This is a genomic window from Pontibacter flavimaris (genome assembly GCF_001907195.1).
Lineage (GTDB): Bacteria > Bacteroidota > Bacteroidia > Cytophagales > Hymenobacteraceae > Pontibacter > Pontibacter flavimaris.
Map to the genome: position 1 here is coordinate 524714 of NZ_LVWA01000005.1, position 12783 is coordinate 537496.

Below are 12783 nucleotides of genomic sequence, written 5' to 3' on the forward strand. Positions count from 1 at the left end.
TTCCATTCCGCTTACTTTCCTTTATGCAGCGGGAATAGCCTGCGCAGGCTATTCTGGCGATGCTCTGTTTGGGGCACCTCCACATCGGCCACCGAGCGCACATCCTCCACCGAGTAAAAGGCCTGCGGGTTGAAGCTGCGGATAATGTCGAGTACGTGCTGCAGCTTCTTTCGCTTCACGATCATGAACAGCAGGTTCACCTTGCCCCGGGTGCCGCGCGCATCCACGCAGGTGAGGCGGTAGCCGTGCCCTGACAGGCGCTTGATGAGTTCCTCGGCAGGCTCCACGGTAATGACGCGCACTACCATCTGCCCCAGCGCCAGCTTCTGCTCCACCCGCAGCCCCAGAAAGTTGCCCATCGCAAAGCCGCCCGCCCAGGCCAGGTAAGAGGCCACGTTGTCCAGGTTCTCCATCACCTGCGTAATGGCCAGGAGCCAGATCAGCACCTCCAGGAAACCAAGTATGGGTGCCACGATTTTATCGCCCTTCGCCACAAACACGATGCGGAGGGTGCCAAGGGTAACGTCGCAGATGCGGGCGAAAAAGATAAGGGCAGGTATGATCACCCAGTCCACGATCACCGGGTCAATGCCTTCGAAGAAACTCATATGTTGTTAAACTTTTGTAATTGGTAGCTTCAAGTTACGAAGCTTCGCCAAAGGGGGCAACTTATCGGCCATATACTCACTGCGGGTCGCTGCGTGGGTCCTGCCCTTGCCAGGTTCAGGAACGGCATCTGCGTAAAATAGTTTAGCGGTTTTGCCCCTAGTGCCGGCAACGGGGTGAAGTATAAAAGGCGTACGGGCGGATATGGATCGGAAACAGCCTGATGGTCAGGTGGCTCCTGCCTGCAACCGATGCCGCTCCGACGGGCATTGTATCCTACAGCAGCCCTCCGCTCGGACATTCTGCCTTTCGCCAGGAGCAGGGGGAGGCCCTCCGCATGCCCAGGGAACTCCTGCAGCAAGTATGCCACTGGTCCGCGGTCGGTTTATTTGTTAATATATATTTACCTATATCTTAGAACGTGGCGCCCGGATTATACGTATGTGGGGTAGGCTGATATGTGTCAGCCGCTGGAGATAAACCAATACCCGGCTACAGCTGCGGCTTATTGCTGCGCCTGAACCACTTGCTGCGCTGTCTGCCGGGGAAAATACCACAGAGCATGGCAAAACTGATTATCGTTTCTAACAGGTTACCTGTAAAACTGGAAGAGAAGGACGGAGAATTTAACTATAAGACGAGCGAGGGGGGCTTGGCCACCGGCCTGGGCTCCATCTACAAGGAGGGCGACAACCTCTGGATCGGCTGGCCTGGCCAGGTGGTAACAGAAGAGGAGAAGCAGGAGAAGATTGCCGTGGACCTGAAAGGGGAGAACATGCAGCCCGTCTTCCTGACCGAATCCGAGATCAAGGAATTCTACGAAGGCTTCAGCAACGAAACGCTTTGGCCTACTTTTCACTACTTCAGCCAGTATGCCATCTACGATCAGCAACTCTGGGAGACCTATGTGGAAGTGAACCAGAAGTACTGTGAGGCGGTGGTGGCGCAGGCTGGCCCGGAGGATACCATTTGGGTGCACGATTACCAACTGCTGCTGCTGCCCAGCATGCTGCGTGAGAAACTGCCCGAGAGCACGATCGGCTTCTTCCAGCACATCCCTTTTCCGAGTTACGAGGTATTCCGGCTGCTGCCCTGGCGCAAAGAGCTGCTGGAGGGCATGCTGGGCTCCGACCTTATCGGCTTCCATACCTATGATGACATGCGCCACTTCCTGAGCTCGGTGAACCGCCTGGTGGGCTATGGCAGCATGCACGGCTGGATAAACACGCCAAACCGCTCGCTGCTCGTAGACTCCTTCCCGATGGGCATTGACTACGAGAAGTACGCCGGCACCGCTGCGCAGGAGGAGGTAAAGAAGCGGGAACGCATTTACCGGAGCAACCTCAACGCCGAGAAGATCATACTTTCCATCGACCGCCTCGACTACTCCAAGGGAATACCGCAGCGCCTGCGGGCCTTTGAGCTGTTCCTGGAGAAGTACCCTGAGTTCCATGACAGGGTAACGCTGCTGATGCTGGTGGTGCCAAGCCGGGATGCCGTGGAAAAGTATAAGGAGCTAAAAGAGGAGGTGGACGAGCTGGTGGGCCGCATCAACGGCAAGTATAGCCATATCAGCTGGAACCCGATCCAGTACTTCTACCGCTCGTACCCGCTGGAGACGCTCTCTGCCTTCTACCGCATGGCCGATGTGGCACTGGTAACCCCGATGCGCGACGGCATGAACCTGGTGTGCAAAGAGTACGTGGCCAGCAAGCTGGACGAGAAAGGCGTGCTCATACTTAGTGAGATGGCCGGGGCCTCCAAAGAGCTTTCGGATGCCCTGCTGATCAACCCGAACGACATCAACCAGATGGTGGACGCCATCTACCAGTCGCTGGTGATGCCGGAAGAGGAGCAGCAGCAGCACATGGCCAACATGCAGGAGTCGCTGAAGCGCTACAACATCCACCACTGGGTAAGCATGTTCATGGATCGCCTGTCCTATGTGAAGATCAAGCAGCTGTCGCTGGCTACCACCTACCTCGACGAGTCCACCTTCCTGGAGATGAGCAACGCCTACGAGTCATCGAGCTCGCGCCTGTTCTTCCTGGAATACGACGGCGCCCTGGTAGATTACCGCAACCGCCCGCTGATGGCCCGCCCCGACGACGACCTGATGGACCTGCTGGAGCGCCTGAGCAGCAACCCCAAGAACAGGGTCGTGGTGATGAGCAGCCGCGAGAAAGCCACCATGCAGGACTGGCTGGGCCACCTCAATATCGACATCATTGCCGAGCACGGCGTCTGGATAAAGCAGCGCGGCACCGGCTGGCAAACCATGCTCAGTTTGATGGACGACTGGAAAAAGGATATTCGCCTGATTCTGGACCTGTACGTGGACCGCACGCCGGGCTCGTTTATAGAAGAGAAGGAGTATTCGCTGGTATGGCATTACCGTCGCGTAGAAACCGGCTTGGGCGAGTTGCGTGCCCGTGAGCTGGTGAGCCATCTCAACTTTCTGGCCTCCAACAGCAACCTGCAGGTGCTCGACGGGCAGATGGCCGTGGAGGTGAAGGCGCAGGAGATCAACAAGGGCAAGGCCTCGAGCTACTGGCTCAGCAAGTTCCCGCATAAGTTCGTGATGGCCGTAGGCGATGACTGGGCAGATGAGGACATCTTTAAAGCCATGCCACGCAATGCCTATACCATTAAAGTGGGCAATGCCTCATCGGTAGCCAAGTACCACGTGGATACCTGCCAGGAAGCCCGCGAAATGCTGGACCGTCTGTTGCAGAGCAGCGCGGAGGAGCAGGCATCCGGCGCACTCATGACAGGTTGATAAAGTATAAAAGTATAAAAGCCCTACTTGCCTGACATGATGGCAAGTGGGGCTTTTGCCTTAATTGTACTTAGGCTGGTTGTGTACCTTCTGTCAGGAGGAGATTGGTTTGGACTTTATTTTGAATTAATCGAATTTTTTAGTTCGATCCTGGTATATAAGCAATGAGAGGCTAGAAATAAGCTTGGAATCCCTTTGTGAATTCACATGTACATAGTATTATGCCGATATAAACACACAAACAAAACCAACAACCTACGCTGAAATGAGAAAAATACTATGTCCTACGGACTTCTCCGGTACCTCGGATAAGGCCATGGAGTACGCAGTGCATACAGCGCAGCATGCCGGGGCACACCTGACGCTGCTGCATGTGGTGCATCTGCCAATCGTCGATACATCGGAAACAGCGCTGGTGGCAAGCGAACTGCTGGGGGAGCAGATGCGCTATGCCGCCGAGAAGCTGAAAGCGACCGTGCTGCGCCTGGAGGAAAGGTACGGGGCCAACCGTGATGGCGGCTTCACCTGCGACTACCTGCTGAAAGAGGCCCTGCTGACCGACGTGGCCGAACACCTGAGTAAGCAGGAAGGCTACAACCTGATTGTGATGGGGACCACCGGCTGCGACAGCACCATGGAAGAACTGCTGATAGGCAGCAACACCGAAGCTGTGATGGAGGAAGTGAAGTGTGCGGTGCTCTCAGTGCCGAAGCAAGCGCCAGCCCCTAAAATAGAGCATATTGTTTACGCATCAGATTACAGTAGAGAAGACATCGCCGCCATGCAGGAGGTGGTAGAAATGGGGAGCTTTTTCGGGGCTAAGATCGATGTGGTGCACATCGTGAAAGACCAGGGCAAACAGGATGCCGAGGAGGCAGCCGCCTTCCGGTTGGAGTTGCAGGCGCTTTTCCCGGACGTGCCACTTTCATTTCAGGAACTGACAAACAAGCACCGCGACGAAGGGCTCATGGAGTATTATAACCAGGTTGGGGGCGACGTGATGGCGATGGTAAGAAGAGAGAAAGGGTTTCTGAAGAGTCTGTTCACCCAAGGCCTGGCCGAGCGCATGACCTACCAGGCGAAGGTGCCGCTACTGGTGCTGCACGGCAAAAAAGAAGTATAAGCAGCGCGTATGAAGAACACGTTACACAAAAGGAGAAGTCCCCGCCACGGCAGGGACTTTTTTATTATCCTCCAATTTCTCTAACGGCATCCCTGTCAAAAATAATATCGAGCTCTTTGCTGCACTCCTGGCAGTTGTAGCGGCCATACTCCTCAATAGCGCGCGGCAGCACGAGGTTGCGGAACGAGCCTTTGCCCTTGCACTGCACCAGGATGGGGCAATCGTGCTTTACATGGAAAATGTCCGACACACCATCCTCGCAGATCCAGACGCGTTTCCGAGCCATATCCTCCGGTATCACAAAGAATTCCGGCGCCGCCCTTTTTACGGCGGTGTTGGGTGCTGCAGGCGCTGCTGTAGCCACCGCTTCTTCCTGCTTTCCGGTTTCGGTGGGTTGGCAGGCGGCAAGGGCACCTAGCGCAAGTATAAAAACGCTATAGGTAAAGGTTTTACGTAGGTTTGATTTCATCGGCTTGAGGCTTTGCAAAAACCAAAGGTATAAATTTTATGGCTAATGCCTTTGCTGAGAATCCGGAATCTAGCGCCTCATAAACCTGCTTACGTGCCGTCTTCCATTCTCATCCAGCAGCACCAGCACATAGGCTCCGCTTTGCAGGCGGCTCACATCCAACGTATGGATTGGCGTTGCCTGCTGTAGCTGCAGGTCCATCAGTCTTTGTCCCATGGCATCCACCACCAGCGCCTGCCGTAGCCGCACATCCGATTTTACCTGTAACTCTCCTGCTGTGATGGTGGGGTACACGTTAACGGCCAGCGATACTTTCCGGGTAACGGCAACTACTTTGGAGTAAGTATAACTCCCGTCCAAATCGACCTGCCTGAGCCTGTAATACGAAGCACCGGGAAGTGGTACCTGGTCCTGGAAAGTATAATTTGTGGTGAGTGCGGTGGTGCCATGGCCGGCTACCATGCCAATCCCTTCAAATGCTTTGCCATCGGCGCTGCGCTCTACCACAAAATGGCTGTTCTGGTCTTCGCTGGCGGTTTGCCACTGTAGCTCTACAATGGCACTTCGCAGACTGGCTTTAAAGTGTGCCAGCTCCACAGGCAGTGGCGCCGGCATCTCCACGGCCTGGGTATGCCAGGTTACTGTAACGTCATCTATAGCCAGGCCATGGTCAGCCTCGGTCTCATCAGCATCTTTCCAGCGCAGCATTAGGTAGTGACCGGCCGGTATCTCCAGTTGTATAATGTAGTGCAGCAAAGCCCGGTTCTCAGCAGCATTGCCGTTTATCGGTCCTCCCGATGAAAAGAACTTTGGGCCATAGAACTTGAGTTCCGGCACCTCCGTCCAGCCTTCGTTTTTACTGGGGGAGGTATTCACTGTAGCGGGGTTACTGCTGATGGCATACCAGAACGAAAGAACGTGCTGCGGAGCGGTGACGTTAGAGACACGCCATTGCTCTCCGGTATAGTTCACCTCCACCGATTTGATAGTATTGCCGGTATTGTTCTGCAGCAGCAAATTATAGGTAAACTGGCCAGCGTTTGTAGATGCAAGAGATCCCAAAGCCCTGTCTGTGGAACCATTTGGCCCATAACTGTAAAGCCCGCCAGTGTTGGCCTGGCCATTGTTTGCTGTAATAATAGTGTCGTTCTTAGAACGGTAAGCAGCCAAGCCTGGCATATACTCCTGGCCATTCTTCCATACGCCTGTGCCAGTGGCAGGCAGCTGATCGAAGTTCTGGGTATAACTATTCTGTTTCGGCCCCATCCCAATTTGGGCGTGTACAGTATCCGGAGAGGAAAAAATGGCGCAGCAAAGGGCAATTACACGCCAGGTCAGGGTAAAAGCTGTTTTCATTCGCTTGGAAAGGGTTAATGAGCTAACTGTCAGGTTATAGCATGTGCTAAATTAATATTGCCCAAACCTTGCCTGTCTTATTAAAGTTCAATGTGATTCCATATATTTTGCTGTTTGTTTTCTGTAGGATTATTCTAGGCGCCCTGTTGCCTGGGGAGGAGTAAGCAAAAGAAGGCTCCTGATACCGGAAGGAGGAACGCAGCGAGGAACTATAAGTAGGAGAAGGTTGTACTAAAATAACGTACATGAATATATGATCATGTATTTACACAGCCTAATATTACGAACATGAGTAGCTTAAAAGTTCGGGTGGACCAGAAGAAGCTGGAGCGGGCGGCCTATGTGCTGAAGTGCGTGGCGCATCCGGTACGCATCAGCATTATCGACCTATTGGAGCAGAAGGAGCGCCTGACGGTGAGCCAGCTGCAGGAAGTGCTGCAGGTGGAGCAGTCGCTGCTGTCGCACCATCTTACCAACATGCGCGACAAAGGCGTGGTGGAGACAAAACGCGAAGGCAAAAACGTATACTATTCCCTTTCCGACTCGGCCATCACCAACATCATCAGCTGCATACACGCCTGTAAAAACTTCTGAAGCAGGCTGCGGTTATACTTTCAGCATCCGGCAAAGCAAAACCAATGGACGATGCGTATATTTACTCAGTTTGTATAAAGTATAAAACCATGAGAATCCTAGCCATCAGCATACTTGCCACGCTTATGTTTGGCTGCGCCGGCATGCCCCAGCAGGGCCCTGCCCAGGTGCAGAAGTTAACGCCAACCGAGTTCAAGGAGCAGAACATGAACAGCAAAACCGTGCTGGTGGATGTGCGCACGCCGGAAGAGTATGAGAGCGGCCACCTGGATGGCGCCATGCTGTCCGATTTCAGGGGCGGGGTGTTTGCAGAGGACTTGAAGAACTGGGACAAAGACAAAGTGTACTACCTGTACTGCGCATCAGGCAACCGGAGCGGGCAGGCAGCCGAACTAATGAAACAGGCTGGCTTTCAGCACATCTACGATTTGGGCGGCTACCAGAGCCTGAAAGAAGCGGGCTTGCCAACCGAGACCGGCTTGGAAGAGCAGGAGTAAAAGTATAAAATGATACGCAAGAGGGGTAGAAATGGCTTTTGGCTGTTTCTGCCCTTTTTCTTTGCCGCCAGGTTTAAAGTGCTTCTATTGCTGCTTCTTCTCAGCTTTATACTTTCCTGAGATAATCAATAGAAATTCCTTGCTATATTCCTATATCCTGATGTAACTTGAAGCGGAATTGGAGAAGAAGAGCTATGCGCGTACTACACACCTCAGACTGGCACCTGGGCCAGCGCCTCGTTAACCTGGAGCGTACCGAAGAACACCAGCATTTTTTGGACTGGCTGCTGCATACCATTGCGCAGGAGCAGGTGGAGGTGTTGCTGATGTCCGGCGATGTGTTCGACAGCGGTGCCCCCTCCAACACAGCGCTCAAGCTATACTATACCTTCCTGACAAAAGTATGCGCTACCTGCTGCCGCTACATCATCATCACGGGCGGCAACCACGATTCTGTTTCTACCCTGAATGCACCGAAGGAACTGCTGGAATGCTTCAACATCCATGTAATTGGCGGCGCCTCGCCGGACCCGCTGGAGGAGCTGATCGAGCTGAAAAATGAGCAGGGCCAGGTGCAACTGGTGGTCTGCGCCGTGCCTTTCCTCCGCGACCGCGACGTGCGTTTGTCGGTGCCGGGCGAGCGATTCGAGGAGCGGGAGCAGCGCATCAAACAAGGCATCGCCGCGCACTACGAGGCTTTTGTGCCGCACATCCAGCAGTATAAACAGCAACGTATACCGGTGGTGGCCATGGGGCATTTGTTTGCCGCCGGCGGCTCGGCCTCCGAAAGCGAGAAGGAGATACATGTGGGCAACCTGGGCCAGATCGGGGCAGACCAGTTCCCGCTGGAGTTTGATTACGTGGCCCTGGGGCATCTGCACCGCCCGCAGCAGGTCAACAACCGCCACCACATCCGCTACTCCGGCTCGCCCATTCCGCTCAGCTTTAGCGAGGTAACCGATAAAAAGATAATTTTTATACTTGATTTTGAGGCAGGTAAGTTAGCTAATCTACGCGAAGTAGAAATACCTGTTTGCCGTAAACTGGTGCGTTTTAAAGGGCCGCTGGAGAAGGTAAAGCAACAAATAGCCGCTTTCGATAACAGCGCCTGTACGCTAACGGCCTGGGCCGAAATACAGGTAGAACTCGAGGCGCCAATCCCCGACCTGAACCAGCAACTGGAGGAAGTGCTGCACCTAAAAAAAGACGAATTGCAACTGCTCATCCACCGCCCGCCTGTTATCCAGAAAGCCGTTCAGACCCTGGAGCAACAGGTGCAGGAGGAGGCCGATCTGCATACCCTCCGCGAAAAAGACGTGTTCCTCAAGCGCTGCCAAAGTGCCTTTCCTGATTCAGACCATTCGGAGCTGGTAGCCACCTTTTCGGAGTTGCTGGAATTGATGGGGCAGGGGGAATTGGAAAGGAAAATATAAATCCACCGAGTCTTGCTGGCAATGAAGTATAGAGATCAGCATTCAGGGCTTGCAGAATTGAGAAAGAAAGTATGGGAGGCACTGTCTCTGATGAAACGAAGTATAAAGCGCCTGTTCATCCTCAAATCCTGTAAATCCTGATGCTGGCAAGTATAAAAACAGTCAATGCTGAGATAAATTAACACCCGCTTCCCATGAAAATCCTCTCCGTACGCTTCCAGAACCTGAACTCGCTGAAAGGTGAGCATGAGATCCGTTTCGACCAGAGTCCGCTGGCGGAGGCGGGGCTATTCGCTATAACAGGACCCACCGGCGCGGGCAAGACCACCATTCTGGATGCCATCACGGTTGGCTTGTACGGACTGGTGCACCGCCACAGCAACGACAAGCCCCTGGAGCTGATGACGCGCCACACGGCGGAGTGCTTTTCGGAGGTGGAGTTTGAGGCTAATGGCAAGCGCTACCGCTCCAAGTGGCACCTGCGCCGTAGCCGGGGCAAAGTGGAAGGCAACATCCAGCCGGTGCACATGGAGCTGTATGCTTTTGAGGAGGACGAACTGTTTGACCTGAAACCAAGCGAGGTGCCGGGCAAAGTAGCCGAGCTGTGCGGCCTCGACTACAGCCAGTTTCTGCGCTCAGTGATGCTCTCGCAAGGCGACTTTGCCCGCTTCTTGAAAGCCAGTCCCAATGAGCGCAGCAGCCTGCTGGAGAAGATCACCGATACCGGCATCTACTCTGAGATCTCCAAATCTGCCTATGAGAAGGCTAAGGAAGAAAAACAAAAGTATGATGGGTTAAAGCAACTGCTGAACAACACAACGCTACTGCCCGAGGAACAGCGCGAGGCCTACGCACAAAGTATAAAAGAGCTGGCCGCGGAGGAAGCCATACGTCAGGTAGAAAGTATAAAGCTACAGGAGAAAGTGCAGTGGTTGCAGCAGGTGGCGCAGCTACAAACGAAACAACAGCAACACCAGTCAGCACTGCAAGGGCAGGAGCAGAAACTGGCGCAACTGCAGCCGGATTTTGTAAAGCTGCATCAACATGAGCAGGCACACCAGTTTGTGGGTGAGTTGGCCGAAATCCGCAGTACCAACAGCAAAGTAGCCGAGGTGCAGGAGCAACTGCAGACCCTGCAAAAGCGCGTGCCGGTGCTGGAAACAGAGCTGGAAGCTGCCGGAAAAGTAGCCCAGGAAGCAACCAAAGCCCATCACCAACAGGAGGAGGAGGTGCAAAAGCTGGAGCCCCTGCTGGCACAGGTGACAAGGCTCGATCACCAGCTTCATACCATCCGCGACTCCTATAGCAAAAATAAAAACGCCTATGTCAGCTTTGAGCAGCAGTTGCAACAAGAGCAGACGCAGCTGCTGACCAAACAGCAGGAACTGGAGAAGCTGACGCAGGAAGCTGGCAGTATAAAGAATTGGCTGGAACAGAATGCCCGACTGCAGGACCTGAAAGAACACCTGCCCGAGTTCAAAGCCACCCTCCGCGACCTGCAGGAAGCAGCGCAGCGCATCAAACGGAACCAGCAGGAACAGGAGGAGCTGAGCCAGCAGCGTGAACAGGAGGCGAGGCAGCTGGCCGAACTACACGAGCGGCAGACACAGCAACAGGAGCAGCAGCAACAACTGCAGGAGCAGAAAGAGGAAAAACTATCCGCGCTGCAAGGTATACTGGCCGATAAAAGTATGGAGGAGGTGGAGCAGGCGGCGCAGTCGCAGCCGGCCCTGGTGGCCCGCTATGAGCGCCTGCAGGAACTGGCGCAGCAGCATGCGGGGCAGCAGCAGAAACTCCAACGCATTAGCGAGCAGCTCGGGCAACTGGGGCAGCAGCATAAAGAAGCAAGTATAAAACTGGAGGAGAGCCGGGCAAAGTATAAACAAGCCGTAGACCACCTGCAGGCGCTGCAAAAGGTGGTACAACTGCAGCAGCAGATACAGCAGTACGAGGAGGCGCGCCATACGCTCACGCAGGACGAACCCTGCCCCTTGTGCGGCTCCACCCAGCACCCTTTTACCGAAGGTACCTATAGGTTCGATCTGCCGGAAGAAGTGCAGAAACGCGACCAGCAGCAGGAGCTGGTAAAGGAGCTCGAGAAAAGTATAAACCAACTGCAACTGCAGTTAGGCTCGGTGGAGCAACAGCAGCAACTGGGGAGCACGGCCAGGTCAGAAGCCGAAAACGAGCTGCAACGGCTCAGCTATACTTTCGCGCAGCTGGCCGATGGTTTGCCGCAAAGTATACGCATAGCCGATCCGGAGCGGCTGGCCCACCTGCGGCAGGTGCAGCAGGAGTCGGCTACGGCGTGGCAGCAGCAACTAACTCAGGCGCGCGCCCTGAGCCGTGCGTTGGAAAGTATAAACCAGCAGCTGCAAAAACAGCGGGAAACCCAACTGCAGGCGCAGGCCATTTCTAACCAGCTGCAACAGTCTGATAAACACCTGCAGAACCAGTTGCAGAAACTGCAGGCTATACTTGCCGATGAGCAGGAGCAACTGCTGGTGCATACCCAAACCGCCGAATCCTTTGCCGCCACTTTCGGCCTCAAGTATAAATCCGACGAGCGCCATACCTTGTTGCAGACCTTGGAGCAGCAAGCGTCGGCCTATGCCCAACAGCAGCAGGCGCTGGAAAGTATGGATAAGCTTCAAACTTCTCTGTCAGAGCAGTTGAAACACCTGACGTTGAGGGTAAACGAAAAGAGCCAGGAACTGAAGGAACGCCAGGAGGCCCTAAAAGAGGAACACAACATACTGCATGAGCTTAAAACAGAGCGTCATACTTTGTTTGGCGATAAAAACACGGAACAGGAACGCACGTTAGCTAACCAAGAACTCAAAGCCCGCGCTACACAGGCCGAGGAAGCGCGCCGCCATCTTTCGCAGAAACAGCAGGAACTGCAGCAAGCCCGCGCACGACAGACGGAGTGTTTGCAACAGCAGCAGCAGAATCAATCAAAGCTAGAGCATTTACGCCAGGGGCTGCTGCATGTGCTACAGCAAAAAGGGATCGAAACCATTGAGGCCCTGAGCCAGATGCTGCTCCACCGCGACGAAGCCGACCGTTTAGCCAACCTCAAAGCCCAAACCGAAAAGCACCTGACCGAGCTGCGCAAAAGCCTGAGCGATGTGCAGCAGGAGTTAACACAGCTACAGGTAAACCAGCTAACCGACGAAAGTATAGAGAGCCTGCAGCAGCAACACCGGCAGAAGACCGGGCAGCAGCGGGAACTGATTTCGCAGCGGGCCCGCCATGAGCAGCTGCTGGAGCAGGATGCGCGGCAGCGGGAAAAGAACCAGCAGCTGGCCCAGGAACTGCAACTTCAGCAGCAGGTATACCACCGCTGGTCACAGCTGGCTGACCTGATCGGCTCGGCTGATGGCAACAAGTTCAGCCGCTTTGCTCAGGGGCTCACGCTGGCAAGGCTGGTGGAGCTGGCCAACCGCCACCTGCAAAGGCTCAACGACCGCTACCGCATCCTCAAGTCCTCCGACGAAGACCTCGAGCTGCTGATCGTGGACATGTACCAGGCAGAGGCCGTGCGCCCGATGAATACCTTGTCCGGCGGCGAGAGTTTCCTGGTAAGCCTGGCGCTGGCGCTGGGCCTCTCCGACCTGGCAGGCCGCCGCACGCAGATCAACTCCCTGTTTATTGATGAGGGCTTCGGAACACTGGATGCCGAGACGCTGGACGCTGCCATCTCCACGCTGGAGAACCTGCAGGCCAGTGGTAAGATGATCGGTATTATCTCGCACGTGGAGGCCCTGAAAGAACGTATCGGCACGCAGATTAAAGTACAGCGGCAGGCAGGAGGCGTAAGTAAGGTAGAGGTGATGGGTTTCTAAAGGAGAGGAAGGCTGTTTTTACCTCCTTAAAGACAGCAGCCAAAGCGCAACCATGGCTATACCAGCAGTTTCATATGA

Annotated in this window: 9 protein-coding genes; 6 read left to right on the forward strand and 3 right to left on the reverse strand. The window is 54.6% G+C overall.

The annotated features are described in order from the left end of the window. Positions 1–11 precede the first annotated feature (11 nt). Positions 12–608, reverse strand: coding sequence for a DUF2179 domain-containing protein (locus A3841_RS10465; protein ID WP_073852257.1), 597 nt, complete (start codon positions 606–608; stop codon positions 12–14). Between the two features lie 560 nt (positions 609–1168). Between A3841_RS10465 and A3841_RS10470 the strand changes: the two genes are divergently transcribed. After that, positions 1169–3385 (forward strand): bifunctional alpha,alpha-trehalose-phosphate synthase (UDP-forming)/trehalose-phosphatase, encoded by a 2217-nt coding sequence (locus A3841_RS10470; RefSeq protein WP_073852658.1) that lies wholly within the window; start codon positions 1169–1171, stop codon positions 3383–3385. 265 nt (positions 3386–3650) lie between these two features. Then, positions 3651–4508, forward strand: a complete 858-nt coding sequence (locus A3841_RS10475) for a universal stress protein (RefSeq protein WP_073852258.1) — start codon at positions 3651–3653, stop codon at positions 4506–4508. 64 nt (positions 4509–4572) lie between these two features. Here the strand turns inward: A3841_RS10475 and A3841_RS10480 are convergent, their stop codons facing one another. Both A3841_RS10480 and A3841_RS10485 read right to left on the reverse strand, forming a co-directional pair. Further along, positions 4573–4977: a hypothetical protein gene (locus tag A3841_RS10480; protein WP_073852259.1), complete on the reverse strand. Its 405-nt coding sequence runs from the start codon at positions 4975–4977 to the stop codon at positions 4573–4575. Positions 4978–5046: 69 nt separating this feature from the next. Further along, positions 5047–6333, reverse strand: coding sequence for a T9SS type A sorting domain-containing protein (locus tag A3841_RS10485; protein ID WP_235861357.1), 1287 nt, complete (start codon positions 6331–6333; stop codon positions 5047–5049). Between the two features lie 288 nt (positions 6334–6621). On the opposite strand from A3841_RS10485, the gene A3841_RS10490 reads away from it, so the two are divergent. The 4 genes from A3841_RS10490 (at position 6622) to A3841_RS10505 (ending at position 12705) form a co-directional block, all read left to right on the forward strand. After that, on the forward strand, positions 6622–6927 hold the full coding sequence (locus A3841_RS10490; protein ID WP_073852260.1) for an ArsR/SmtB family transcription factor: 306 nt from the start codon (positions 6622–6624) through the stop codon (positions 6925–6927). An 89-nt stretch (positions 6928–7016) separates the two neighbouring features. Beyond that, positions 7017–7424 carry a rhodanese-like domain-containing protein gene (locus tag A3841_RS10495; protein WP_073852660.1) on the forward strand — a complete coding sequence of 136 codons (408 nt, stop codon included), beginning with the start codon at positions 7017–7019 and terminating at the stop codon, positions 7422–7424. Positions 7425–7618: 194 nt separating this feature from the next. Continuing rightward, a complete protein-coding gene (locus tag A3841_RS10500) occupies positions 7619–8857 on the forward strand; it encodes an exonuclease SbcCD subunit D C-terminal domain-containing protein (protein WP_073852261.1) in 1239 nt (412 codons plus the stop codon). A 194-nt stretch (positions 8858–9051) separates the two neighbouring features. Further along, positions 9052–12705: an AAA family ATPase gene (locus A3841_RS10505; protein ID WP_073852262.1), complete on the forward strand. Its 3654-nt coding sequence runs from the start codon at positions 9052–9054 to the stop codon at positions 12703–12705. Positions 12706–12783: the final 78 nt, after the last annotated feature.